Annotated in this window: 25 protein-coding genes; 11 read left to right on the plus strand and 14 right to left on the minus strand. The window is 40.5% G+C overall.

The window, feature by feature from the left end:
* Window positions 1–76: 76 nt before the first annotated feature.
* Window positions 77–538, plus strand: a complete 462-nt coding sequence (smpB, locus tag MURRU_RS17035) for an SsrA-binding protein SmpB (RefSeq protein ID WP_014034728.1) — start codon at window positions 77–79, stop codon at window positions 536–538.
* Between the two features lie 447 nt (window positions 539–985).
* Here the strand turns inward: smpB and MURRU_RS17040 are convergent, their stop codons facing one another.
* Complete coding sequence (locus tag MURRU_RS17040) at window positions 986–1,627, minus strand: protein-L-isoaspartate(D-aspartate) O-methyltransferase (protein ID WP_014034729.1); 642 nt, start codon at window positions 1,625–1,627, stop codon at window positions 986–988.
* A 114-nt stretch (window positions 1,628–1,741) separates the two neighbouring features.
* Here MURRU_RS17040 and MURRU_RS17045 point away from each other — a divergent pair, with 114 nt between their 5' ends.
* The 8 genes from MURRU_RS17045 (at window position 1,742) to MURRU_RS17080 (ending at window position 9,636) form a co-directional block, all read left to right on the plus strand.
* Window positions 1,742–2,707, plus strand: coding sequence for a Gfo/Idh/MocA family protein (locus MURRU_RS17045; RefSeq protein ID WP_014034730.1), 966 nt, complete (start codon window positions 1,742–1,744; stop codon window positions 2,705–2,707).
* Window positions 2,708–2,765: 58 nt separating this feature from the next.
* Entirely contained in the window at window positions 2,766–3,653 is an 888-nt protein-coding gene (locus MURRU_RS17050) for a 3-hydroxybutyryl-CoA dehydrogenase (protein WP_014034731.1), read from the plus strand.
* A gap of 185 nt (window positions 3,654–3,838) precedes the next feature.
* On the plus strand, window positions 3,839–5,074 hold the full coding sequence (locus tag MURRU_RS17055; RefSeq protein ID WP_014034732.1) for a DUF1015 domain-containing protein: 1,236 nt from the start codon (window positions 3,839–3,841) through the stop codon (window positions 5,072–5,074).
* 297 nt (window positions 5,075–5,371) lie between these two features.
* The gene (locus MURRU_RS17060; protein WP_014034734.1) at window positions 5,372–6,031 is read left to right on the plus strand and encodes a YggS family pyridoxal phosphate-dependent enzyme; all 660 of its coding nucleotides are present in this window, start codon (window positions 5,372–5,374) and stop codon (window positions 6,029–6,031) included.
* Window positions 6,032–6,045: 14 nt separating this feature from the next.
* Window positions 6,046–7,380: an exonuclease domain-containing protein gene (locus tag MURRU_RS17065; protein ID WP_014034735.1), complete on the plus strand. Its 1,335-nt coding sequence runs from the start codon at window positions 6,046–6,048 to the stop codon at window positions 7,378–7,380.
* A gap of 3 nt (window positions 7,381–7,383) precedes the next feature.
* Entirely contained in the window at window positions 7,384–8,232 is an 849-nt protein-coding gene (locus MURRU_RS17070; RefSeq protein WP_014034736.1) for an ion transporter, read from the plus strand.
* On the plus strand, window positions 8,229–9,152 hold the full coding sequence (miaA, locus tag MURRU_RS17075; RefSeq protein WP_014034737.1) for a tRNA (adenosine(37)-N6)-dimethylallyltransferase MiaA: 924 nt from the start codon (window positions 8,229–8,231) through the stop codon (window positions 9,150–9,152). The genes MURRU_RS17070 and miaA overlap by 4 nt, the downstream gene beginning before the upstream one ends.
* A complete protein-coding gene (locus tag MURRU_RS17080) occupies window positions 9,145–9,636 on the plus strand; it encodes a gluconokinase (RefSeq protein ID WP_014034738.1) in 492 nt (163 codons plus the stop codon). Before miaA ends, MURRU_RS17080 begins: the two co-directional genes overlap by 8 nt.
* 55 nt (window positions 9,637–9,691) lie before the next feature.
* Here MURRU_RS17080 and MURRU_RS17085 read toward each other — a convergent pair whose 3' ends face one another.
* The 13 genes from MURRU_RS17085 to MURRU_RS17145 form a co-directional block, all read right to left on the minus strand.
* Window positions 9,692–10,408 carry a response regulator transcription factor gene (locus MURRU_RS17085; RefSeq protein ID WP_014034739.1) on the minus strand — a complete coding sequence of 239 codons (717 nt, stop codon included), beginning with the start codon at window positions 10,406–10,408 and terminating at the stop codon, window positions 9,692–9,694.
* A 9-nt stretch (window positions 10,409–10,417) separates the two neighbouring features.
* Window positions 10,418–12,001: a sensor histidine kinase gene (locus MURRU_RS17090; RefSeq protein WP_014034740.1), complete on the minus strand. Its 1,584-nt coding sequence runs from the start codon at window positions 11,999–12,001 to the stop codon at window positions 10,418–10,420.
* A gap of 64 nt (window positions 12,002–12,065) precedes the next feature.
* Complete coding sequence (coaE, locus tag MURRU_RS17095) at window positions 12,066–12,659, minus strand: dephospho-CoA kinase (RefSeq protein WP_014034741.1); 594 nt, start codon at window positions 12,657–12,659, stop codon at window positions 12,066–12,068.
* Complete coding sequence (locus tag MURRU_RS17100; RefSeq protein ID WP_041801672.1) at window positions 12,656–13,612, minus strand: CdaR family protein; 957 nt, start codon at window positions 13,610–13,612, stop codon at window positions 12,656–12,658. The genes coaE and MURRU_RS17100 overlap by 4 nt, the downstream gene beginning before the upstream one ends.
* A 2-nt stretch (window positions 13,613–13,614) precedes the next feature.
* A complete protein-coding gene (locus tag MURRU_RS17105) occupies window positions 13,615–14,622 on the minus strand; it encodes a glycosyltransferase family 2 protein (RefSeq protein ID WP_041801674.1) in 1,008 nt (335 codons plus the stop codon).
* Between the two features lie 127 nt (window positions 14,623–14,749).
* Window positions 14,750–15,562 (minus strand): enoyl-ACP reductase FabI, encoded by an 813-nt coding sequence (locus tag MURRU_RS17110; protein WP_041801676.1) that lies wholly within the window; start codon window positions 15,560–15,562, stop codon window positions 14,750–14,752.
* Window positions 15,563–15,760: 198 nt separating this feature from the next.
* The gene (gene recN, locus MURRU_RS17115) at window positions 15,761–17,413 is read right to left on the minus strand and encodes a DNA repair protein RecN (protein WP_014034745.1); all 1,653 of its coding nucleotides are present in this window, start codon (window positions 17,411–17,413) and stop codon (window positions 15,761–15,763) included.
* Between the two features lie 46 nt (window positions 17,414–17,459).
* Entirely contained in the window at window positions 17,460–18,350 is an 891-nt protein-coding gene (gene porD / locus MURRU_RS17120; RefSeq protein ID WP_014034746.1) for a type IX secretion system protein PorD, read from the minus strand.
* Window positions 18,343–19,548: a bifunctional phosphopantothenoylcysteine decarboxylase/phosphopantothenate--cysteine ligase CoaBC gene (coaBC, locus tag MURRU_RS17125; RefSeq protein ID WP_014034747.1), complete on the minus strand. Its 1,206-nt coding sequence runs from the start codon at window positions 19,546–19,548 to the stop codon at window positions 18,343–18,345. The genes porD and coaBC overlap by 8 nt, the downstream gene beginning before the upstream one ends.
* Before the next feature lie 3 nt (window positions 19,549–19,551).
* Window positions 19,552–19,878, minus strand: a complete 327-nt coding sequence (locus MURRU_RS17130; protein WP_014034748.1) for a DNA-directed RNA polymerase subunit omega — start codon at window positions 19,876–19,878, stop codon at window positions 19,552–19,554.
* Between the two features lie 24 nt (window positions 19,879–19,902).
* A complete protein-coding gene (locus MURRU_RS17135; RefSeq protein WP_014034749.1) occupies window positions 19,903–20,736 on the minus strand; it encodes an outer membrane protein assembly factor BamD in 834 nt (277 codons plus the stop codon).
* A 108-nt stretch (window positions 20,737–20,844) separates the two neighbouring features.
* The gene (gene dapA, locus MURRU_RS17140) at window positions 20,845–21,735 is read right to left on the minus strand and encodes a 4-hydroxy-tetrahydrodipicolinate synthase (RefSeq protein ID WP_014034750.1); all 891 of its coding nucleotides are present in this window, start codon (window positions 21,733–21,735) and stop codon (window positions 20,845–20,847) included.
* 4 nt (window positions 21,736–21,739) lie between these two features.
* Entirely contained in the window at window positions 21,740–22,273 is a 534-nt protein-coding gene (locus MURRU_RS17145; RefSeq protein WP_014034751.1) for a DUF6913 domain-containing protein, read from the minus strand.
* Window positions 22,274–22,280: 7 nt separating this feature from the next.
* Between MURRU_RS17145 and MURRU_RS17150 the strand changes: the two genes are divergently transcribed.
* Window positions 22,281–23,102 (plus strand): 5'-nucleotidase C-terminal domain-containing protein, encoded by an 822-nt coding sequence (locus tag MURRU_RS17150; protein ID WP_014034752.1) that lies wholly within the window; start codon window positions 22,281–22,283, stop codon window positions 23,100–23,102.
* Window positions 23,103–23,104: 2 nt separating this feature from the next.
* The gene (locus MURRU_RS17155; protein ID WP_014034753.1) at window positions 23,105–24,016 is read left to right on the plus strand and encodes a metallophosphatase; all 912 of its coding nucleotides are present in this window, start codon (window positions 23,105–23,107) and stop codon (window positions 24,014–24,016) included.
* Window positions 24,017–24,611 lie beyond the last annotated feature (595 nt).

The following is a 24,611-nucleotide window of genomic DNA, read 5'->3' on the forward strand; positions in this document are numbered from 1 at the left end:
TGGTTTTGGTACTTATTCGTAAAATCTACCATAACATTACAATTTTCTTGGCAAAGAGTTTATATTTTTGTCCACGATGCAGAAAAATATCAATATAAAAAATAGAAGGGCCCGATTTGATTACGAAATATTGGACACCTATACGGCAGGTATTGTTTTGGGTGGTACCGAAATAAAATCACTCCGATTGGGCAAAGCTTCCATTTCACAAAGCTTTTGTGAATTCAATGACAAAGGCGAACTTTTTGTTGTCAACATGCAGATTGATGAATACAGTCACGGAGGACATTACAACCATGCCCCAAAGGCTGTACGTAAACTGCTGCTCAACAAGCGTGAACTAAAAAAGCTTCAAAAGGAGGTGGCCGCCACGGGCCTCACCATTGTTCCGCTCAAAGTTTTTATAAATGATAGAGGTCTAGCCAAAATGAACATTGGCCTAGCCAAGGGTAAAAAACTATACGACAAACGCGAAACCATTAAAAGTCGGGACAGCAAGCGAAACTTGGACCGAATCAAAAAGAGTTTCAACAACTAAAATTGTTGGGGTATTGGAAGTCTGAAGTCAGTATACAGTGCGCAGTCAGCAGTAATTCCTGCCTTTAATGTTTGCCTGCCTGCCGTTCCATGTTTCAAGTTTCAGGTTACTGCCCACTACGTTATTTTGTTATTGAGTTATCGCCTTCTTCATACTACTTCCTATTTGATGCTCGATGTCAGAAATCGGAAGCACGAAGAAAAAGTTCAAGAGCACAATCTATTCGTGGTCATTAGTGAAATCCGTGTCAATTATAACCAATCGTCATTCCGAACTCGTTTCGGAATCCCATAAGAGTGAGACCCTGAAACCAGTTCAGGGTGGCGAGATTTCTCACGCTCCCGTCGGTTGGTTCGAAAATGACAAGATTGTTCGATCACTAAGTTACTGCAACTGCCAACTGCGTACTGCTTACTGCACATACATGGTCAATTAAACAGTTAGCTATCAATTCTTGTCTTCCAGCAAAGGAACAAATCGGAAAGACCCAAATTCCTTTTTCTCAAACTCTTTTTCTGACTTTCTCTCGAACAAGGTCATAATCTGTTCATCCACTCCAACAGGAATTACCAACCTACCCCCTACTTTCAATTGGGACAATAGTGGTCTAGGTACCTCGGGAGCGCCCGCTGTCACAATGATCCCATCAAAAGGAGCTTCTTCAGGCAATCCTTTGTAGCCATCGCCAAAAATCATTTTCTTGGGACGATAATGCATTTTATTGAAAAACAATCGGGTTGTCTTAAACAATTCCAATTGACGCTCAATGGTGTACACCTTCGCCCTTAAATGTAACAGAACAGCTGTTTGATATCCGCTTCCCGTACCAATCTCCAATATTTTGGCATTGGGTTTCACCTCCAACAATTCACTTTGGAAAGCAACGGTGTATGGTTGGGATATGGTTTGGTCCGCACCAATGGGAAACGCTTTATCCTGATAAGCGTGGTCCTCAAAACCACTGTCCAAAAACAAATGCCTCGGAATAGTTTTTATGGCTTCCAATACTTTTTTGTCCGTAACTCCCTTGGCAGCAACAATCTCGGCCAAGTTATTCCGCATTCCCTTGTGCTTGTGCGTATCCTTCATCGTCTGTAGTCTGGTGGCACGAATTTATAAAGTTCCCCCAAATATCAACGTAGTTCCGTTCAAAATTTTGTGGAAACTGCCATCATATCCGTATTTTTGACAAAAACAGGTAATATGCTAAAAGTTGGTGTCCTGGGAGCAGGACATTTAGGAAAAATACACCTAAGGCTCTTAAACCAATCGGACAAATACGAACTCGTTGGATTTTATGATCCAGACGAGATAAATGCTAAAAAAGTAGCTGCTGAATTTGGTTATTCCCACTACGAAAATATCAACAATTTGATTGACACTGTAGATGTTGTTGATATTGTAACGCCAACCTTATCCCATTTTGATTGTGCCAAAAAATCCATCGAAAAAGGCAGGCACATTTTCATAGAAAAGCCTATTACCAACACGCTTGAAGAAGCTGAAGAACTGCTAGAGCTCTCTAAAAAACACGGTGTAAAAGGCCAAGTAGGCCACGTGGAGCGCTTTAATCCCGCATTTTTGGCCGTGAAAGACAAAATCGAGAACCCCATGTTCATCGAAACGCATCGTTTGGCGGAATTTAACCCCAGAGGCACGGATGTCCCCGTAGTATTGGACCTGATGATCCACGATATTGATGCGATTTTGAGCGTGGTGCCTTCGGAAGTGGAGAAAATAAACGCAAGTGGCGTTTCCGTAATCAGTCAATCGCCCGATATCGCCAATGCACGCATCCAGTTTAAAAATGGTTGTGTCGCCAACCTTACTTCCAGCCGTATTTCGTTGAAAAATATGCGTAAGTCACGCTTTTTTCAACGGGACGCTTACATTTCTGTTGACTTTTTAGAGAAAAAGGTGGAAGTGGTAAAAATGAAGGATGCACCCGAAAACCCTGGAGATTTTGATATGATTCTTCAAAATGCCGAAGGAGAAAAGAAACAAATCTATTTTGAAAACCCTGAAATAGATGTCAACAATGCCATTTTGGACGAATTGGAAACTTTTGCCGACGCCATCAACAACGATACTACCCCAATCGTGAGTTTGGAACAAGGAACCAACGCTCTCCGAGTGGCCCTTCAGATAATTGAGTCTTTTAAAGATTAATAGGTGTCGTCATTCTCGACTGCGCTCGAATTGACGACATTTTTTTAAACAACAAACTATGAAAAAAATAGCAGTGATCGGCGCGGGGACCATGGGCAACGGTATTGCCCATGTTTTCGCACAAAATGGTTACAAAGTAAATCTGGTGGACATTGCACAGGCATCTTTAAATAAAGGCTTGGCGACCATTACGAAAAATTTGGACCGTATGATTGCCAAAGAGGTAATCGACGAGGCCAAAAAAGAGGCAACCCTAGCCAACATTACCACATACACCGATTTAAAAGATGGTGTTTCCGATACGGATTTAGTTGTTGAAGCTGCCACGGAGAACTTGGATATTAAACTGAAGATTTTTGAAGATTTGGATGCAATCTGCAAAGCAGAAACCATTTTGGCCACCAACACATCTTCTATTTCAATAACTAAGATTGGTGCTGCAACAAAACGTCCAGAGAAAGTAATTGGAATGCACTTTATGAATCCTGTTCCAATTATGAAATTGGTCGAGATCATACGTGGATATAGCACATCGGACGAAGTAACGGAAACCATTATGGAACTTTCCAAAAAATTGGGCAAAACTCCAACAGAGGTAAACGATTACCCGGGATTTGTGGCCAATCGTATTTTAATGCCGATGATCAATGAATCCATTGAAACCCTGTATAATGGGGTTGCTGGTGTTGAAGAAATTGATACCGTAATGAAGTTGGGTATGGCGCATCCCATGGGGCCACTTCAATTGGCCGATTTTATTGGATTGGATGTATGCCTTTCCATTTTGAACGTAATGTATGATGGGTTCAAAAACCCAAAATACGCCCCTTGCCCCCTACTCGTTAATATGGTGATGGCCGGCAAATTGGGCGTAAAATCAGGTGAAGGTTTTTATGATTATTCCGAATCCAGAAAAGCTGAAAATATTTCCGTTCAATTCAAATAAGATTCAAAGAACTTGGTTGTCATTCCGACAGAGCGAAGCGACGAGGAATCTCATAACCTTAAATTTGTTTTGTAATGAGATTTCTCACTGCGTTCGAAATGAGAAAAAAACACTAAATATTTTTAAAATTAAAGTAGCAATAATAAATCGCAGGGCAGGTGCCCCTTTAACTATATAACGAATTTATGGCCATTGTAAAGCCTTTTAAGGCCATTCGCCCTACAAAGGACAAAGCATTTTTTGTAGCATCACGCTCCTACGAAGAGTATTCCAAAGAGGAATTGAAAGCGGTATTACAGTACAACCCTTTCTCATTTTTACACATCATCAACCCTGGGTTCAAGTTTGAAAAAACCATCAAAGGAAAGGAACGTTTTGGCCTTGTTCACAATCGGTATTTGGAGTTTTTGGAGGAAAACATCTTTCAAAAAGACGATGAACCTAGCTTTTATCTATATCAAATTGAAAAAGATGATTTTAAGAGCTTGGGGTTCTTTTGTGCCTGCAGCGTGGATGATTACCGAAATAACGTCATTAAAAAGCACGAAGATACCATTCAGGATCGAGAAGAGCTTTTTGCGGACTATTTGCATACCGTAGGGTTCAACGCAGAGCCCGTTTTAATGACCTATGAGGACAATGCGCTGGTTGATGAAATCTTTCAACGTAAAATTGAACGGCAGCCAGAATACGATTTTACCACAACAGATAGAGTGAACCATAAACTTTGGAAGATTTCGTATCTCGAAGGGATTGAAAAACTGGAAAAGGCCTTTGGCGACCTCAATGCGCTCTATATTGCCGATGGACATCACCGTAGTGCATCATCGAGCTTATTGGCTGATCTAAAAAAGTCTGAAAACAACGACCATACCGGTGAGGAAGCCTACAACTATTTTATGGCCTACCTTATTCCCGAATCACAAATGAGGGTCTTTGAGTTCAACCGTATGGTAAAAGATTTAAACGGATTTTCTAAAAAAGAATTCTTAATTCGACTGGATGAACATTTCAGAATAGAAAAAAGAGAGGACGGACTGTCCAAACCATCCAAAAAGCATGAATTCAGTATGTGTTTGGAAGGTGAGTTCTACACCCTTCATTTTCGAAAAACCAATCATGAGTTTACCGATGCGTTAAGCAAATTGGATACTCAAATCCTTTACAAAACCATTCTGGAACCTATTTTGGGCATCACAGATTTAAGAAATGACAAACGGATTTGCTACGGGTATGGCAAAAACAACCTTATTCAGATGAAAGATTTAGTGGATTCTGGCAACTATGCCGTCGGTTTTAGCCTAGTTCCCACCACTATTGAAGAAATTAAGGCAATAGCCGATGCAGGTTTGGTAATGCCCCCAAAAAGCACGTATATTGAGCCTAAGCTCCGTAGCGGGCTAGCTATTTATGAATTATAAATTTTAAAACACAGTACATTTTGATAAAAAATTCGTCATTTCGAGTGGATTTCACGACAGCATGAGTGAAATTTGTATCGAGAAAAAGAATTTTTATCTAAAAAAGTTCTCGATATGATTTTTCGTTCCTCAAAATCACTCGAACTGACGGTTTTTGACCATAATATTATCAAAATACACTCACTACGAGTAATTTTATTATCATTCCTGCACCCCGTTTATGGAAGGGATAAAAAAGCAGGAATCCATTAACCAAAAAAGATTCCGTATCAAGTGCGGAATGACATTAATTAAACTATGTCCGTAAAAGATAATATTGACAAAATAAAATCCGAACTTCCCGAAGGAGTCACCTTGGTTGCCGTTTCCAAAACCAAACCCAACGAGGATATTTTGGAAGCCTACGAGGCAGGACAACGGGTGTTCGGGGAAAACAAAGTGCAGGAGATGGTCCAAAAATGGGAAGATTTGCCCAAGGACATTGAATGGCACATGATTGGCCACGTACAGCGCAATAAGGTCAAATACATGGCCGAGTTTGTTTCCTTGATTCATGGGGTGGACAGCCCAAGGTTGTTGAAGGAAATCAACAAACAGGCTAAAAAGCACGACCGAGTAATTCCTTGTTTACTTCAAATTCATATTGCCGAGGAGGATACCAAATTTGGTCTGGACGAAAAGGAATTGTACGAACTTATCGATTCCGATGCGTTCAAAGCGATGGCAAACATCAAAATAGTTGGCTTAATGGGCATGGCCACCTTTACGGACGATATGGGTCAAGTGAAAAGAGAGTTTGCCCAGCTCAAATCCATGTTTGATACACTTGAAGATAAACAGATGGGTATCTCCATCCTTTCCATGGGCATGAGCGGTGATTATGCAATTGCAATTGAGGAAGGTAGCACTATGGTACGAATTGGAAGCAGTATATTTGGGGCAAGAAATTATTCATAAACCATTAATTTTCCATGTACGCCATACTCGACATTGAAAGCACGGGAGGAAAATACAATGAGGAAGGCATTACCGAGATTGCCATCCACAGGTTTGATGGGTACCAGATAGTTGACAAATTCATCTGTTTGGTCAATCCTGAAAGGGAAATACAACCTTTTGTAGCAAAGTTGACAGGTATCAACAACAAAATGCTACGTTCCGCACCCAAGTTTCACGAAGTAGCCAAACGTATTGTAGAAATAACGGAAGGAACTATTTTGGTGGCGCACAATGCCCAGTTTGATTACCGGATCCTCCGAACCGAGTTCAGAAGACTTGGCTACGATTATCAACGAAAAACGCTTTGTACGGTCGACCTATCCAAACAACTGATACCGGAAGCAGAATCGCATAGTTTGGGGAAATTAGCCCGTTCGCTCGGCATTCCCATGAGTGACAGACATCGTGCCAATGGCGATGCACTTGCTACCCTGAAACTCTTCAAGTTGTTGTTGAACAAAGATTCGGACAAAAGAATCATCACCGAAGTTATTCGCGAGGAAACGCATGGAGAACTTTCGCCAAATCAATTGGATATGGTTTTCAGCTTACCGTCTGAAACCGGCGTGTACTATATGCACGACAAAGATGGGGAAATCATCTTTTTGGGAAAAACCAAGAACATCAAAAAAAGAGTGAACCAGCACTTTACCAATGTGGGCAAACTGGCACGGAAACTTCAAAAAGAAACAAAAAAAGTAACATACGAAACCACGGGAAGTGAGCTTATAGCCATTTTGAAGGCTTATTTGGAGCAAAAAAAGAACAAACCAAGATACAACCACGTTTCCAATAAAAAACTTTTTACCCACACCATAGATTTTAGTCAAAACGGAACCGAACATATTGTTTTGGGGGTAGAAAAAAACAAGTTGCTCGAGCCTAAAAAAATGGCATTTAACGGAACTCAGGCGGCAAAGAGCTTTTTAAACAAAATATCAGACGAATTTGAGCTTTGCCCTTCCTCTTTGGGAACAGATGTGTCAAGTTATCATCAAGAACCTGTAGGTGCCAACGCATTAGCCTGTAACGAAAAAGTACTTTCCGCTTTTGATAGGTACAGCATCCGAAATAAAAATATGGCGTTGATAGACCGCGGCAGGGAAACCGGGGAGCGCAGTTTTATATTGATCAAAAATGGTAAACTTCAAGGATTTGGTTATGTGGAACTCAACCATCAAATCAATAATATTCATATCTTGGAGTCTATTATGACCCCAATGCGGAGTGATGAAAACACTACATTTATCGTAGAAACCTATCTGAGAAAAAACAACCGACTTAAAACCATACCACTAACCCCCTGATCATTGAAAGAACACAAGCCACAATCTAAATGGAAAAACAAACTTCATGAAGTTATTTATGAAGCGGACACTCCATCGGGTAAGCTTTTTGACATTGTTCTTTTTATCCTGATCATCATCAGTGTTATTTTGGTGATGTTGGAGAGTGTTGATGAATTTGACCAACGCTACCATAAAACCCTGTTGACCCTTGAATGGGTGATTACAATTTTCTTCACTCTAGAATACATCGCCCGCTTGATAAGCATCAAAAAACCATTAAAGTACGTTTTCAGTTTTTATGGCATCATTGATTTCTTATCAACAATACCGCTTTACCTCTCCTATATATTAGCAGGTTCGCAAGTGTTGTTGGCAGTAAGGGCGTTCCGCTTACTACGGATTTTCAGGATACTGAAACTCGTTAAATTTATGGGCGAAGCTTCCCAATTGCAGTCAGCTTTAAAGGCCAGTCGGGCCAAAATTGCAGTCTTCATCTATGTGGTTTTGATTTTATCCGTGATCATGGGTACATTAATGTATCTTGTTGAAGGAGACAAGGCAGGTTTCACCAGTATTCCAAGGAGTATTTATTGGACTATAGTTACGCTCACCACCGTTGGGTATGGAGATATTGCACCACAGACTAATTTGGGCCAACTTCTCGCCACGGTAATCATGATTTTGGGTTACGGAATCATTGCCGTACCTACCGGAATCGTTACTGCGGAATTTACCCGCAACAAAAAAAACAAAGAGGTAGATGACAAAAGTGTTTTAGTGCATGTAAACACCCAAGCCTGCCCCAGTTGTAGTATAGAAGGGCACCGAGACGATGCTACGCATTGCTTTAATTGTGGACATCCGCTATGAGCACAAAAGTTTTATTAGCTGTGGTAGGACCTACCGCCATCGGGAAAACCTCGCTTGGAATCCAATTGGCGAAGCATTTTGATACTGAAATAATCTCTGCCGACTCCAGGCAGTTTTTTAAGGAAATGGAAATAGGGACGGCTGTTCCGTCCAAAGAGGAATTGAACGAGGCACCCCACCATTTTATACAGCACAAAAGTATTTTTGAACCCTATTCCGTTGGTGATTTTGAGAAAGAAGCCATTAAGCTGTTGGATGGTTTATTTCAAAAAAAAGATATTGCCGTAATGGTAGGCGGTAGTGGCCTGTATGTTGATGCGGTTGTATCCGGATTGGATGAATTTCCGGAGGTTAACCCAAAAATAAGGGAATTGTTGAATCAAAAACTAGAGGAGCAAGGATTGGAAAGTCTTCAAAAAGAATTGAAGCAAAGAGACCCCGACTATTACAAAACTGTTGATCAGGACAACCCTCATAGGCTGATTCGAGCTTTGGAGGTGTCCATAGCCGCCAACAAACCTTACTCATTGTTCTTGGGCCAACCCAAAACCGGAAGGGGCTTCAAAACGCTTTATATTGGTATTGAAGCACCAAGAGAAGTTGTTTATGAGCGGATAAATGCCAGGGTGGACCTTATGATGAAGGTCGGATTGCTGGAGGAAGCTGAAAAACTATATCCTCACAGAAAACTGAACGCCTTGCAAACAGTTGGTTACAAAGAACTTTTTGAATATATTGATGGGCATTGCAGTTTAGACTTTGCTGTTTCAGAAATTAAAAAAAACACAAGACGATTTGCAAAGCGGCAACTTACATGGTTGCGGAAAAATGAAGCTATTTTGTGGGTACCTTATAACGGCGAGCCCGGTCAAGTACTGCAAATGGTTACAGACCAACTAAAAAACAACCTCTATGCCTAACGGTAAAACTGTGATAGTAGTTATGGGAGTAAGCGGCTCCGGAAAAACAGAAATCGGAAAACTGCTTTCGCAAAAACTCTCCCGGCCATTTTACGATGGTGATGACTTTCATCCCGTAGCGAACATAAAAAAAATGAGCTCTGGGAATCCTCTAAATGACGATGACCGTAAAGAATGGTTGATACAGCTCAATAAATTGGCCATAAAACATCGGGACAAGGGTGCTATAATCGCTTGTTCTGCCCTAAAAAAGAACTACAGAAGCATTTTACGGGCAGGAATGGGGGATAGCATGGTCTTTGTTTATTTAAACGGGTCTTTTAAATTAATACAATCTAGATTGAACAAAAGAAAAGGGCATTTTATGAGTGCTCAACTTTTACAATCACAATTTGATACGCTGGAACCCCCATCCAAAGCAATTACCGTTTCCATTGAGCACCCACCAGAAAAGATTGTTGAGGAGATTATGAAAAAGCTTTAAATTTTGATATAAAAAAAGCCGCCAGAAGGCGGCTTTATATTGGGGTGAAACTTGTTTACTGCTCGTTTTCAGCTTTTACAACAAGCCTAAAACCTTCTCCGTGAATGTTAAGGATTTCCACCAAGTCATCTTTTTTGAGATATTTTCTCAATTTGGCGATGTACACGTCCATACTTCTGGAAGTGAAATAGTTGTCATCTCTCCAGATTTTGGTCAACGCCAACTCTCTTGGCATCAAATCGTTTTCGTGAAGTGCCAACAAACGTAACAGTTCGTTCTCTTTTGGAGATAGTTTGATGGGCTCTTCATCCTTATATTTTAAAAAACGAAGTTTGGAGTTCAAATGGAAATTTCCAATTTCGAATTCAAATTGCTTGCTATCGGCCAAAGAACTTGAAGCTTTTCTTTGAAGGATAGCCTTCAGCTTCATTAGTAAAACCTCAGAATCGAAAGGTTTGTTCAGGTAATCGTCTGCTCCCGCTTTGTAACCTTTTAGAACATCCTCTTTCATGGTCTTGGCAGTAAGAAAGATAATCGGAACGTTTTCGTTCTTCTCACGGATTTCCTTTGCTAAGGTAAATCCATCCTTGTAAGGCATCATTACGTCCAAAATACATACATCGTAGTTGTCTTTTTTGAACTTCTCAAAACCTTCCATTCCGTTTTTGGCCAGAACGACATCAAAATCGTTCATGTTCAAATAATCTTTCAGGACAATTCCAAAATTTGGATCGTCCTCTACCAATAGTATCTTCTTTTTCTCTGTTTCCATAGTTTGCTTTTAAATTAAAGGTAGTTTAATGAAGAAGGTGCTTCCTTTTCCTTTTTCACTTTCTGCATAAACTTCACCTTGATGATCATCTATAATTCGTTTTACGTAGGCCAATCCTAATCCATGGCCTTTAACGTTGTGTATGTCGCCGGTATGTTCCCGGTAAAATTTTTCAAATACTTTTTTGAGCACCGCCTTGCTCATACCTGCTCCTTGATCCTGCACTTTTATAATGATGCTGTTTTTCACCACTTCGGTATATACATCAATTTTAGGCGTTTCTGGTGAATACTTTACCGCATTGTCCAGAATGTTTACCATCACATTGGTCATGTGCATATCATTCGCCAATACTTCCGAACGTTCGGCATCAAGGTGGGCGTTTGCATATCCTCCCCTATCCTGTACAATCAGTTCAATGTGGGCGATGGCGTCAGTAATGATATCATGCATATTGACCCTGTCTTTACTAATGTCCAACTGGTTTTTTTCCAATTTGGATATTCTTAGTACATTTTCCACCTGTGCATGCATACGTTTGTTCTCATCTCGAATCATGCCCAAATAACGTAACACTTTTTCCTTGTCCTCAATGGATTTTGGGTTTCGAATTGCCTCTACCGCCAAATTTATGGTTGCAATGGGCGTTTTGAACTCGTGAGTCATATTATTGATGAAATCGGATTTGATCTCAGAGATGCGCTTCTGCTTGATCAATTGGTAAATAGCGCTAGAGTATGCCAGCATAATCACCAATGTAAAAACCAGTGACAGTAATGCCATTCCCATGACCGAACCAAATATGTAGCGCTTCATACTGGGGAATGTTAGCAATAGTGAAAAGTTGGACATTCCTTCACTATCCTTAAAAATGGGTGCCTTGTACATTTTGGAATCGGAAAATTTAAATTTCCTAGATCGCACTTTGGTGGGGTAACCTTGACTGTACACTCCATATTCATAGTCTATATCTATGTTTCTATTGCTGAGTTCTTGACTAAGGAGCAGTTCCAATTCTTGATTGGAAACTCGTTTATGAATAGGTTGAATTTTAGCATATTCCATGAAAACGTCTTCATACTGGGCCTTCTCTATGCTGCTGAGGTTCCCGATTTTCGTTATTTTCTCAATGGGGGTCAAATGAGAAATTCTACCATCCAAACCAGACTCTTCCTTGAAAATTTGTTTGGTTCTTCGGCTTGTAATGTTTTTAAGCGTAGTGGTGTCGTTACCAACTAACGTATTATCAAAGAACGCTGAGTTTATTTTGTAATCTTCTTCAAGAATTCCATGGGAGTAAAAAAGGATTTCGTCGGAATTGAGGTCCCTTTCCACAAACATAAAATTTTTGAACTGGGCACTTTTCGGCTCACCAATACTATCAATCATAGAAGCTATAAGGTCTGAGTAATCCTTCATCTCGCGCTTCTCCACCCTACTCGCTACCTTGTCCAATATGTCCGTGATTGTTCTTGAGAATTGTTCCTCTTTATCGTTTATGGATGTACGTATCCAATAAACTTGCACGAAAATTATCCCTAAAAGGGATAAGCTCATAAGGACAACCAGAAGAACGAATAGCTTCTTGTTCATCGATGTAAAATTAAAAATTTAACATTTAGTAATTTTAGCGTTTAACCAAAACTTAACATAAATGTTAAAATTTAGATGCTAAAGCTAAAAGTTTGAGGTGTAGTTCTTTAACCTTTTTTTGGGTTTTGTCCAATTCAAGGTTTTCTATTGAAAAATTGGTTAAGTCGAGCTTTTGTTCATCTTTCAATTGGTTGTTTATCCGATCAACAACAGCTTGCTTTTCAACTTTATCCCTGTCCATTACTCTTTTAATCCGAGTTTCTACAGGTGCTGTTACTAAGATAGTACAATCATATTTGTCCTGGGCATCATTTTCAAAAATCAATGCAGTTTCTTGTATTACATAGGGCGATTTTTGACGGTTGGCCCACTCCAAAAAATGTTTTCGAACGGCCGGATGTACAATCCCATTGAGTTTTTCGAGCAACTCAGGCTCTTTAAACACCTTGTCCGCTATATACGACCTGTTCAGGCCATCATCGCTATAAGCCTCTTTACCCAACAAATCCATGATGGCTGCTTTAACTTTTGTTGATGTAGCCATCAACTTTTTGGCCTCCATGTCAGAATCATACACAGGAATGCCAAGTTCCATGAACATTGTGGCCACGGTACTTTTTCCACTTCCTATCCCTCCTGTGAGTCCAACTATCATCATTGCTGTTCCAAAACAAAATTTACAGTGTTTTCTTCAAGCCTTATATCGTATACTTTTTGTGGGCTTTGTGTAATCTCCAAGAACAAAGTACTACTTTCAGCTCCATTTAATTGCCCATAATCTGCAACAATTTCAAAGTCGGAGACCGAAATTTCCTTTAAACGCTCAATAGTCGCCTTGCACAATACCGTTACTGAATTGGGAAAGGTCCTTACTTGGTACCCTTCGGGAATATTCAGCACTTGCACAGGTACCTCAAAAATCTTTTCTGAAAACTTTGAGACCTTGCCAAAAACCTTTGCCCTACCTACCGAAAAAATACTGTTGTCCAGTCCTTTTGGGAAAATCAGGGTAACTTCGTTGGAAAAATCGGCATTGACATTGGTTAGTTGTATGGATGATGTTTTTATTGATTTGATGGTATCAATTTCATTTTTTGGTCCTTTCACCTCAACCGAATCTGGTGAAACCTTAATTTCCCCATCAAGAATATAGTTTTGCTGAAGCTGTAAATCCACCCTCGCCTGTATGGGTATCTTCTTGGAATCCACTTGGTAGAGATCTACTTCCAATTGGTTCCTGTCCAAATCCAAAAGTGATATGTTCTGTGATAATTGCTGATCCATTTGTTTGATCAACACCTCTTTGCTCAACACAAAATCACCATTTTGGAATTCTACTTCAGAGACATCAATATCAATACGGCGCTTAAAAATTTTATAGTATAAAAATTGAAAGCCACTGGTTCGGAGTTTGGCCTCAATTTGATCATTTGAATTCTTCCCCAACAACAACGAGTCGGGAAGATTTCGATAATTTAGTGTAAAATAGGCCCTTGACTCATACGTTTCAGAAAGGTTGCTGATAAACCAAGCAAAAAAGGAGCACAACAGGAACAACGAAAATACTTTCGCTTTCTTTTGATTGAGGCCGTTCAATAGCTTTTTTAACACTTTTATTTTTTCTTGAAAAATAGTTTGGGAAACAGTTCCTCTGCTTCCTTATTACTAAAGTTAAGCAACATTGTGGACTTGAAAAAACCAATTCCATATCCCGTAAATTGGACCAAGGCAGCATAAATGGTTAAAATGGCCACCTTTATGTCTTTGTTCCGTATTAAGGCATCCAAGAATAAAATTGAAAAATAGAACACGTACAACATCAAGGGCAACCAAAGTCCTATTATAGCCAAGATTATGGCAACGCACATTCCCAGCATAAACAAAGTTGGAAACCAGTAGGTGGGCTTGGCCGTTCCAGGATGCCATTTATTTAGAATGGGCCGAACCATACCAAATTTATTCACCTGAATATAGAACTTGTTCCAGTCTATGCGTCTTTTATGGTACACAAAAGCTTTTGGAAACAATCTGGTTTCAAACCCTGCTTTCCAAACCCGGAAGGTAAGGTCTGGGTCTTCGCCTGGATGAATTCTGCCAAAACCTCCCGCTTTTTCAAAAGCATCTTTGGAAATGCCCATGTTAAAACTACGAGGTTGAAACTTTCCCACAGTCTTTTCCCCTCCCCGTATGCCTCCAGTAGTTAAAAAAGAGGTCATTACATAGTTTATGGCCTTTTGTACAGTGGTGAACGAAGCATCGGCTGCATCTGGTCCTCCAAAGCAATGAACAAACTCCCTTGCAAGTTCCTTGTCCACTTCGGTCAAATACTGTTTTGGGAGGATACAATCCGAATCCAAAATGATGAAATAATTCCCCTTGGCCTTTTGCATCCCAAAGTTTCTGGAATCCCCAGGACCTGAGTTTTCTTTGAAATAGTAGGAAATGGTGAGTTTGTCCCGAAACTTTTCCACGACGTCCTCCGAACGTTCCGTAGAGCCATCTTCCACAATAACCACTTCAAAATCTTTTTGGAAATCTTGTTGCTGAAGACTCTCCAAAAGCTCACGAACTTCTTCTGGCCTATTGTAAACCGGAACTATTATGGAGAAAAGCATGTTCATTTTTTAAATAGGAACTCTAGAAAGAAGTTTGTCAGTTCGAGCGCAGTCGAGAACCTTTAAAAGTTATAATTAACAAAAGAAATCTCGACTGCGCTCGATTTGACACTATTTTTTAATGCAAAGTGGTTTACTCCGAAAATTCATCAATAACCTCTTGGCTTACCCCTGTATTGGAGAACCCTCCATCGTGAAAGAGGTTTTGCATAGTCACCTTTTTGGTCAAATCGGAGAAAAGTGAAACAGTGTAGTTGGCGCAATCATCTGCTGTGGCGTTGCCCAATGGCGACATTTTTTCCGCATAATTGATAAATCCATCAAATCCTTTTACGCCTTGCCCTGCAGTGGTTGGAGTCGGAGATTGGGAAATGGTGTTCACTCTTACTTTATGTTCCTTTCCAAAAAAGTAACCAAAACTTCTCGCCACAGACTCCAAATACGCCTTATTATCGGCCATATCGTTGTAATCGGGGAAGGTTCTTTGCGCCGCCATATAGGTTAGGGCAACTATACTCCCCCATTGGTTCATAGCCTCCGCCTTGTAAAGTGATTGCATTACTTTGTGGAAAGATAGTGCGGATACATCCCAACCTTTCTCGGTAAAGCTGTAGTTCTCGTCTGTATAGTGCCTTCCCTTTCTAACGTTTACGGACATTCCTATGGAATGAAGCACAAAATCCAATTTTCCACCCAAAATCTCCATGGACTTCTCCACCAAGTTTTTCAGGTCTTCTTCGTTAGTGGCATCTGCGGGAATAATTTCTGAAATGGTTTTTCCCGCAAGTTCATTTATTTGCCCCATACGCATAGCGATGGGCGCATTGGTAAGTACAAATGTACCTCCCTCTTCATGAACACGTTCTGCGGTTTTCCAAGCAATGGAGTTTGCATCCAGAGCTCCAAAAATGATTCCTTTTTTACCTTTTAAAAGATTGTATGCCATAATTTTTTGCAATTGTTGATTGTGCGACAAAGATATTTAAACTATTTGAATGTTAACCCTACACAAATATATAGATTCCAGTCATGCTGAACTTGTTTCAGCATCTCATCCATTCAATGGCTTATTTAATGAGACCCTGAAATAAATTCAGGGTGACGGTCCTTAATTTTAATGGAGAAATTAACATGGAATATAGTTCTACTGCAACAGCTCCTTAGCATGGGCCAAAGCGGATTCGGATAAGGACTTACCACCCAACATTTCTGCCAGTTCTCGCACACGCTCATCAGTGCTTAATTGTTTGATGTGTGTGCTTGTTCCTTCCGCACCTTCTTCTTTATAGACCTTGAATTGGTAGTTTCCTTTTGATGCGACCTGCGGCAAGTGGGTAATGGAAAACACCTGCATGGTACTGCTCATTTGCTGCATAATCTCCCCCATTCGGTTCGATATTTCTCCCGAAACTCCAGTGTCAATTTCATCGAACATCATGGTGGGCAGGTTTTCATACTCCGCTAAAATGGATTTTATAGTCAACATAATACGGGAAAGTTCCCCGCCTGATGCTACTTTTTTCAGTTCGCCATAATTGGAACCCTTGTTCGCGGAAAATAAGAATACCAAATCATCCTTTCCGTTGGTTTTGAACGATTTGGATGGGCTCACCTCAATATTAAACGTAGCTGATGGCATACCCAAAGATGCCAAGTTTGCCTGAAGCCTTTCGTTCAACTTTGGGATGACGGATTTTCTACCGTCGCTTATTTTTTGCGCCCATGCATCCACTTTTTTGGCGATAGCTGAAACCTCTTCTCTTTTTTCTTTGATTTTGGACTCAATATTGGCCACGACATCCACTTTTTGAGCTAATTCCTCCCGAATAGCAATCAATTCTGATACCGAATCGGTATGGTGTTTTTTCTGAAGGTCGTACAATTGTTGTAATTGCCCATTAACCACCTCCAATCGCTCTGGATTGGCTTCCACCTTATCTTTTAATTGTTCCAGTTCAGAAGCGATATCGTCGGTTTCAATCAATACAGATTGAATCCTATCGCTCAACGATTTATAGTCAGCCCCAAAATCCGTTAAACCTTGAAATGCCCGTTTTAAATCGGTAAGCCTGCCTACAATGCCCAATTGTTCATCATTCAATAATTGATGTCCCGCGGACAATTGCTCCATAATCTGCTCCACATTGCTCAATTGCTCATATTCGGCCTCTAACTCTTCCTGCATGCCTTCTTTGAGCTTTGCAGCCTTTAATTCTTCAAGCAAAAAACTGTTGTAATCGTGTTCTTTATCTGCTTCAGTCTGAAAATCCTCCAACTTTTGAAGCTCCTTGGAAGCCGTTCTCAACTTTTCAAGTTCCTGTGTGTACCCCAAAAGATTTTCCGAGTTATCTGCCAAAGCATCCAACACCTTCATCTGGAAATCATTTTCGGTAAGGCGCATGGTCTGGTGCTGGGAATGCACATCCACCAATTGGTCGCCCAGTGCCCGCATCACATCCAAAGTAACGGGAGAATCGTTCACAAACGCCCTGGATTTTCCGCTGGGCAGTATTTCCCGACGAAGAATGGTTTTGTCATCATAATCCAAATCATTATCCTCAAAAAAAGACTGGAGTTGGTATTTGGACACATCGAACTCTGCTTCTATCACGCATTTTTGTGCCGTATTTTTTAGTGATGATAAATCGGCACGCTTTCCCAATACCATGGAAAGGCCTCCCAAGAGTATCGATTTTCCTGCCCCGGTTTCCCCAGTTATTGTGGTGAATCCGTTAGAAAACGAAACACTTACATCATCAATCAGTGCATAATTTTGGATGGATAGATTTACTAGCAATATTGAAGATTTTACCCGTAAAGATAAACCTCTTTATAGAACTGCACTAGTAATTTATTTCATTCCATGTGCTGGAATAAAATGGAGCCACTTTATTGAGGGTTTCCTTGAGTTTTACAATGTCCACTTTGGGACCATCGGAGAAGATGTTTTGGATTTCCTCTGATTTTGCATCAAAAAAAGTCTGAATCAAAAAGGCATTGGGTCTACGGCTAATGAGTGTTTCAAATAAACGTAGGCTTCCTGCTATAATTTGTTTGCCCGTACTGTTGTTGTCCGCCAAGATATCGAGTCCTTTTCTGTGGTAATTGTACATGGCGATTCGATATTCCCTAAAGGAATTGCTCAATAGGTTATCCACCAATTCAAAACGGCTGCGATCACCAGTGTCCTGACTCCATCCGCTATAACTGGAACTTTGTGCCTGTGTTACAATATTTTGGGCCTGACGGTAGAAGTCATTCCCGCCTTCCAGGGAAAAGGTGTCGGCATCCAACCCTAAAATAATATAGACGTAGTACGAAATAACACCTACTAGATTGGAATCGAAATTGTTTGGATTATACACCAAAGGTTGAAATTCCTGATACTGAAAATTAAAGGAATTGTCCTTGTAATTAAACACGGGGCTTTCGTAAGTGGTATTGAACACGGGTCTTGTTGACTGAATTTGGATATTGGCCTCAAAACGGTCCGATTCGTATTGGGTAACGGTAATGAACATCCGAGCATTTACCCGTTCATTATCGCGATATACCCTGTTCGTCCATTTGCTTTTGTTCACAAAATCATTGAGGGAACGCTCCAAAGTCCTAAAAATCTGCTGGTTGGTCTGGCCCACTTGATCAGAGTTCACGGTTACCTCACAATTCAGTTCCTGTGCCGGAAGAGCAAGGGTAACAAGCAATAGAAAAACGGAAAACAGTATTTTACGCATGGATTCTGGAGATGATTTCTTCCCAAATATCGGAAGCCACTTCGGGCTTCGTCTTCAAATCAAACGTTTTTATCTCCGAATTCTTATCTATAAAGGTGATTTTATTCGTGCTGCCTCCAAATCCGGCACCATCATCTTTTAATGAGTTAAGTACAATGCCATCCAAATGCTTTCTTTTGAGCTTGCCTTTGGCATTTTCCAGTTCGTTCTGGGTCTCCAAGGCAAAACCTACCAAAAATTGATTTTTTTTGTTTTCGCCGAGCGACATGAGAATATCCGGAGTACGTTCCAACTCAATGAACATTTCGCCCGCTTTTTTCTTTACTTTTTCCGTTGCGATGGATTTAGGTCGATAATCAGCTACGGCAGCAGCACAAATGGCAATATCCATGTCTGCATAATGATTATGACATACTTCGTACATTTCTTGTGCAGAGGTTACCCGTATCAGTTGAATGGAATTGTGGTTGATATTCAAGTGCGTTGGACCTGAAACCAAAACAACCTTTGCTCCCAAATCGCCTGCTTTTTTGGCCAGCTCAAACCCCATGGTTCCAGTGGAACGATTTCCCAAGAAACGAACGGGGTCAATGGCCTCATGGGTTGGCCCTGCCGTAATCAGTACTTTTTTTCCTGAAAGCGGGAGTCCTTTGCCCAAATCTTCCTGAATGAACGCTACAATGTTCCCAGGCTCTGCCATACGCCCTTCTCCATGCAAGCCGCTGGCCAGTTCGCCAGATTCTGCTGGAATCATCGTATTGCCAAAAGATTCAAGTTTATCCAGAGAGTTCTTGGTGGATGGATGTTTGTACATATCCAAATCCATGGCCGGAGCAAAGTAAACCGGACATTTTGCGGATAGATAAGTGGCCAAAAGCAAATTGTCGCAAGTTCCGTTGGCCATTTTAGATAGGGTGTTGGCCGTAGCGGGGGCAATCAGCATAATATCTGCCCAAAGACCGAGCTGCACATGGTTGTTCCAAGAGAGACTTCCATCTTCTTCGTTCACAAAATCCATCAAAACTGGATTCTTGGAAAGTGTGGACAATGTAAGGGGCGAAACAAAAGAGCTGGCACTCTGGGTCATTACAATTTTGACCTGGGCACCAGCTTTAATCAGTAAACGAACAAGAAATGTGGTCTTGTAGGCGGCAATTCCCCCGGAAATTCCTAAAAGGATATTTTTACCGCTAAGCATTTCTTAGGCGTCTTTCTCTGTATTCCTGTAGTAAATTTTATCCTCCAACCACTCTTGCACTGCCAAAGCGTGTGGTTTTGGCAACTTTTCGTAAAACTTGGAAACCTCGATTTGTTCTTTGTTCTCGAACACTTCTTCCAAGCTGTCGCTGTATGTGGCGAACTCTTCAAGCTTTTCCAACAACTCCTTTTTTATTTCAGAATTGATTTGGATAGCTCTTTTTGAAGCTATGGAAATAGCTTCATATATATTTTCGGTTTTTTCGTCAAACTCGTTTCTGTTGAGTGTTACTGTGGAAACCGGGGCCTTGGTGTTTTTCAAATCTTGCATGTGCAGTGGTTTAAAAACTAATTTTTATTTGGATAAGGAAGTTGTATATACACTCAATTCCTGTTGAATCGTTTCAGCAAGTTCATCAGCTTCTTTTTTGAATTTCGACTCTGGAAAATAGCGCATTAAATTATTATATGAGTCAAGAGCATCTTCCAATCGCTCTTTCTTCTTGTCCATTGTACTGTTCAAAGCCAGCTCTGTAGCTGCTTCAATTCGGTAATAAAGGGCTTCTTCCCTGTATACCGAACCTGGATTATCAGTTATAAAATTATCGAATGCCGTTATAGCAGAAATCAAAACAGGCAGGTTAAATTTTCCTAATTTGTTGAATTGTTTCGCTATTTCTATCTGTTTCTTCTCTTTCTTGGTGGTCAGCTCCTTGGCCATGGCATTGGCTTCCTCAAAATATTCCGATTCGGAATAATTGTTGATAAAGGTTTGGAGCTTCAACAAGGCTTTATCCGTTTCCGTCTGGTCCAAAGAATATTTTGGAGACAGCATGTAGTAACTTTTTGCTCCCAAAAAGCTCGCTTCTTGGATTTTATCACTTCGTGGATAAGATTTTATAAAACGTTCGAACTGATAACCTGACAAATAATAATCACCTTTCTTGAAATAACTGTCGGCAAAAAAGAACATTACCCGCTCTCCTTGGGGTTTACCAACGTATTTGGGCGCAATTTGCTCAAACAAACGAACTGCCCTTTTATAATCACCCTCGTTGTACAATTTCTCGGCCATATCGTATTTAGCCTTCACATCAGTTTCCTTCAGTACCTTTTGGTACTCGCTACAGGATACAAGAAGTGCCATTGCACAACAAAAAAGGAGTATTGACCTCATATTCAAAAACATTTTGCAAAATTAGTGATATTGAATGGATATAAAAAAAGAATTTTTACCACTCAAATGTAAAGGGTACAATAGCCAATCCCCAAGAATTTGGGCAACATTTAACGAATTTTAAACACGAGCCCTATCCAGTGACTTTAGCGACACGCTTATTTTTTCTTTCAATGCAGGGGTTGCCTCAACCAATGGTAGCCTAACAACTGCTCGTGAAATACCTTTGTTTTCAAAGATACTTTTGATGCCTGCTGGATTACCTTCCTCAAAAATAAGGGACATTAAAGCTGATAGTTTATGGTGGATTTCATAAGCATCCTTTGAGTTGCCTTCCAAACCCAGTTTGATCATATCCGAAAAAAGCGTTGGTAATCCCTGGCCCAAAACCGAAATAACTCCGGCCCCACCTGCCAAAACAGTTGGCAATGCCGTGGGGTCGTCGCCAGAAATAATTAAAAACCCTTTTGGTTTGTTTTTGACAATCTCACCTATCTGCACCATATCCCCACATGCTTCTTTGATTCCCACGATATTGGAAAAATCACGGGCCAGCCTTAAGGTAGTTTCGGGCAGCATATTGCTTCCCGTCCTAGAAGGTACATTGTATAGTACAATTGGTATGGGCGATGCTTCGGCAATTACTTTAAAATGTTGGTATATGCCTTCTTGCGTAGGTTTGTTGTAATATGGCGATACGGAGAGAATGGCATCAATCTCGGATAAATCCAATGTTTTTAATTCGTTGGCAACAGCCATTGTATTGTTGCCTCCCACACCAAGCACCAATGGAAGCCTGCCAGCATTGGCACGCACTACAATATCGACCACCAATTGTTTTTCTGCTTGGGAAAGGGTTGCAGATTCGGCCGTTGTTCCCAATACCACCAAATAATCCACACCTCCTTGAATATTGTGTTCAACTATCCTTTCCAATGCATCTACATCTACCGATAAATCTTCTCTGAACGGAGTTACCAATGCGACTCCTGTTCCGATCAACTGTTCCATTTGTTCAAATTTCGTTTAAGACCTTTAAATACTTTTTCAACTCACTCTTGAACAATTTAAAATCATTCAAGGGTATGTTTAAGATTAAATCGTTGACCTTGGAGTCCTGGGCACCTAACCCAACCTTGAGACGAGCGGGGGTTCTCACGGATAACAACTTCATCATTAAATTGTCCTCTTCGTAATAATTGACCAACATATCGTATTCCCTGCCCAAAAACTCAAGAACATAGCCGTTCTCTATTTGGCCTTTCCATCCAAGGTCCTTATCGGAGAACATTTGGATGGCATAAGGTGAATTTTTGTCGTACTCCCGCTTATAGCCAATAATTTTTATAGCGTTGGGCCTTAACCCGAACTCATCAATAAGCTCATAAAAGGCCTCCGCTTTCTGGAAATTGTCAACATCCACTATACAGCCAACGCTGGTTATTCCCTTCTCCCTGGTCACAGACTTTGAGGGCTTTTCCATTTCCCCCTGTAAATATTTAAGCCCGGATTTAACCTTAAATTTGTCTTGGAGTCCTTTCAAAAACATATTTTTGATGATTTTTACAAAGGTAAATAATCTACCAAGACGACTTAACAAAGATACGCACGTGAACAATCTAAAATTCAAACAATTTGTTGCATTTGTAACTTTTTGTTTTTTGATTTCCTGTAAAAATGATACGGGGAAACTTACCGAAATCAAAGGCAAGCAAATTCCCATCAACTCTACCATTGCCCAAACCGATTCCATAGCCAGTTTTGTGGAACCCTACAAAAAAAGGATCAACGAAGTACTGGACAGTACCTTGGCCTATGCCCCTGCTCCTCTTTTGCTGGACGATGGGGAACGTACCTCTTCCATGGGCAACCTAATGGCCGACATTGTTTTTGAGCAGGCTACTCCCATTTTCAACTCTAGATCGGGGGAAAAGTTGGATTTTGTGGTGCTGAATGCCGGCGGGGTACGTTCCGTAATTTCCGAAGGTAACGTCAGTGCCCGTAATGCTTATGAGGTGATGCCTTTTGAAAATTATATTGAAGTGGTTGAACTAAGTGGTTCCGCAACAAGAGAGCTTATCAACTTTGTGGCAAAGTCCTCCCGAAGACATCCAGTATCGGGCATACAGATTGTTACTGATAAAAACCGCTCACTTGAATCCGTAAATATACAAGGACAGCCTTTTGATGAAAACCGAAATTACTACGTGGCCACTTCCGATTATTTGGTAAATGGTGGTCCAAGTGTTGGTTTTTTTGATGAAATTATTTCAACAACCAAAACCGATTACCTTTTACGAAATGCCATAATCGATTATTTAAAAAAAGTAGATACGCTTAAGGCAGTTGCGGACGATCGCATAAAAACATTGAACTAGCAATGAAGAGAAGAGATTTTATAACAAATACAACCGCAGCCTCCACCCTTATTGGTTTGGGGGGACTAAGCTTAAGCTCTTGTTCCAATTTGGGCAAAAAACAAATCACAATACTGCACACTAACGATGTGCACAGCCATATTGACACCTTCCCTTCTTCACACTCTAAATTTCCGAACTTGGGAGGAATTGCGCGCAGGGCCACTTTGGTGGAACAGATTCGAAACGAAAACCCGAACACCCTTCTTTTTGATGCGGGTGATATTTTTCAAGGAACGCCCTATTTCAATTTTTATGGAGGTGAATTGGAGTTTAAATTGATGAGCAAGCTCAAGTATGACGCATCCACTATTGGGAACCACGATTTTGACAATGGCATAAATGGACTGTTGGCACAGATGCCCCATGCCACTTTTGAAATGATTTCCGCTAACTACGACTTTTCCAATACCGTGATGGATGGTTATGTAAAACCTTATAAAATCTACATGGTTGATGGTGTAAAAATCGGAGTATATGGTCTTGGTATTGAGTTGGATGGTTTAGTAACCAAAAAACTATATAAAGAAACCAAATACTTGAACCCATACGAAATTGCCCTAGATACAGAGAAGCAATTGAAAGAGGAAGAACAATGCGATTTGATAGTCTGCCTTTCGCACTTGGGCTACGATTACAAAAATCCCGAAAGACCGTGTGATACCCGATTGGCACAACAAACCTACCATACCGATTTGATTATTGGCGGACATACACATACCTTTTTGGACAAACCCGATGTGCGCACCAACCAAAATGGAAATTCCGTATTAGTGAATCAAGTGGGGTGCTTCGGCATTAATCTGGGTCGAATCGATTTTTATTTCGATACGGACAAAAATGCTTCTGCTAATGGGGTAAGTATTACTGTTTGATGTTTGTAAGAAACAAAAATATCAAATAACCTGAGTTCGATTATTGTTATGAAATTAAATATATTGAAAATCAGCGGTTTATGATGTCGAAGATTATGTCACTTCGAGCCTTTCGACTGCGCTCAAGATAAACTTAAGTCGAGAAGTCTTTTAAATTTTCGAACTGTTAAATAGGTCTCGACTGCGCTCGACCTGACACTTTGGGATTAAAACTCTGATTTACTTTTCATTAACAATCTAACTCAGGTAAATATCTTTTCGAGCGACCGCCTACCGGCAAAGACAGGTTTCAGGGTCTCACAACCTGTGTCATTCTGAACGAAGCGAAGAATCTCACCAACTTTACTGTTTTGGATCTCTATGAGGATGGATTCCTGCCTTCGCAGGAATGACAAACTCAAGCGTCAAGTTCAAGCACTAAGGGAAGAGAAACAATAGCCAAGACCCAAGACTCAAGTTCAGAGTTCAGAGTTCAGAGTTACGAAGTTATTTGGTTATTGCGCTTTGACACTAATTTCTCAAATTTGCACGAACAGGCATGCTTTTGAACTTCGGGCATCGGGCTTCCAACATCTAGCAGCAAATAACCGAATAA

Origin of the sequence: Allomuricauda ruestringensis DSM 13258, from assembly GCF_000224085.1 — a bacterium.
GTDB lineage: Bacteria > Bacteroidota > Bacteroidia > Flavobacteriales > Flavobacteriaceae > Flagellimonas > Flagellimonas ruestringensis.

Excerpts from the sequence above, each read along its gene's own strand:
- MURRU_RS17055 (WP_014034732.1), top strand. The coding sequence starts at position 3,839 with ATGGCCATTGTAAAGCCTTTTAAGGCCATTCGCCCTACAAAGGACAAA.
- MURRU_RS17060 (WP_014034734.1), top strand. The coding sequence starts at position 5,372 with ATGTCCGTAAAAGATAATATTGACAAAATAAAATCCGAACTTCCCGAA.
- dapA (WP_014034750.1), bottom strand. The coding sequence starts at position 21,735 with ATGGAACAGTTGATCGGAACAGGAGTCGCATTGGTAACTCCGTTCAGA.
- MURRU_RS17065 (WP_014034735.1), top strand. The coding sequence starts at position 6,046 with ATGTACGCCATACTCGACATTGAAAGCACGGGAGGAAAATACAATGAG.
- coaBC (WP_014034747.1), bottom strand. The coding sequence starts at position 19,548 with ATGCTTAGCGGTAAAAATATCCTTTTAGGAATTTCCGGGGGAATTGCC.
- MURRU_RS17135 (WP_014034749.1), bottom strand. The coding sequence starts at position 20,736 with ATGTTTTTGAATATGAGGTCAATACTCCTTTTTTGTTGTGCAATGGCA.
- MURRU_RS17145 (WP_014034751.1), bottom strand. The coding sequence starts at position 22,273 with ATGTTTTTGAAAGGACTCCAAGACAAATTTAAGGTTAAATCCGGGCTT.
- MURRU_RS17105 (WP_041801674.1), bottom strand. The coding sequence starts at position 14,622 with ATGAACATGCTTTTCTCCATAATAGTTCCGGTTTACAATAGGCCAGAA.
- MURRU_RS17045 (WP_014034730.1), top strand. The coding sequence starts at position 1,742 with ATGCTAAAAGTTGGTGTCCTGGGAGCAGGACATTTAGGAAAAATACAC.
- MURRU_RS17110 (WP_041801676.1), bottom strand. The coding sequence starts at position 15,562 with ATGGCATACAATCTTTTAAAAGGTAAAAAAGGAATCATTTTTGGAGCT.
- MURRU_RS17155 (WP_014034753.1), top strand. The coding sequence starts at position 23,105 with ATGAAGAGAAGAGATTTTATAACAAATACAACCGCAGCCTCCACCCTT.
- MURRU_RS17080 (WP_014034738.1), top strand. The coding sequence starts at position 9,145 with ATGCCTAACGGTAAAACTGTGATAGTAGTTATGGGAGTAAGCGGCTCC.
- porD (WP_014034746.1), bottom strand. The coding sequence starts at position 18,350 with ATGCGTAAAATACTGTTTTCCGTTTTTCTATTGCTTGTTACCCTTGCT.
- MURRU_RS17090 (WP_014034740.1), bottom strand. The coding sequence starts at position 12,001 with ATGAACAAGAAGCTATTCGTTCTTCTGGTTGTCCTTATGAGCTTATCC.
- MURRU_RS17150 (WP_014034752.1), top strand. The coding sequence starts at position 22,281 with ATGATTTTTACAAAGGTAAATAATCTACCAAGACGACTTAACAAAGAT.
- coaE (WP_014034741.1), bottom strand. The coding sequence starts at position 12,659 with ATGATGATAGTTGGACTCACAGGAGGGATAGGAAGTGGAAAAAGTACC.
- MURRU_RS17085 (WP_014034739.1), bottom strand. The coding sequence starts at position 10,408 with ATGGAAACAGAGAAAAAGAAGATACTATTGGTAGAGGACGATCCAAAT.
- MURRU_RS17130 (WP_014034748.1), bottom strand. The coding sequence starts at position 19,878 with ATGCAAGATTTGAAAAACACCAAGGCCCCGGTTTCCACAGTAACACTC.
- MURRU_RS17040 (WP_014034729.1), bottom strand. The coding sequence starts at position 1,627 with ATGAAGGATACGCACAAGCACAAGGGAATGCGGAATAACTTGGCCGAG.
- miaA (WP_014034737.1), top strand. The coding sequence starts at position 8,229 with ATGAGCACAAAAGTTTTATTAGCTGTGGTAGGACCTACCGCCATCGGG.
- smpB (WP_014034728.1), top strand. The coding sequence starts at position 77 with ATGCAGAAAAATATCAATATAAAAAATAGAAGGGCCCGATTTGATTAC.
- MURRU_RS17050 (WP_014034731.1), top strand. The coding sequence starts at position 2,766 with ATGAAAAAAATAGCAGTGATCGGCGCGGGGACCATGGGCAACGGTATT.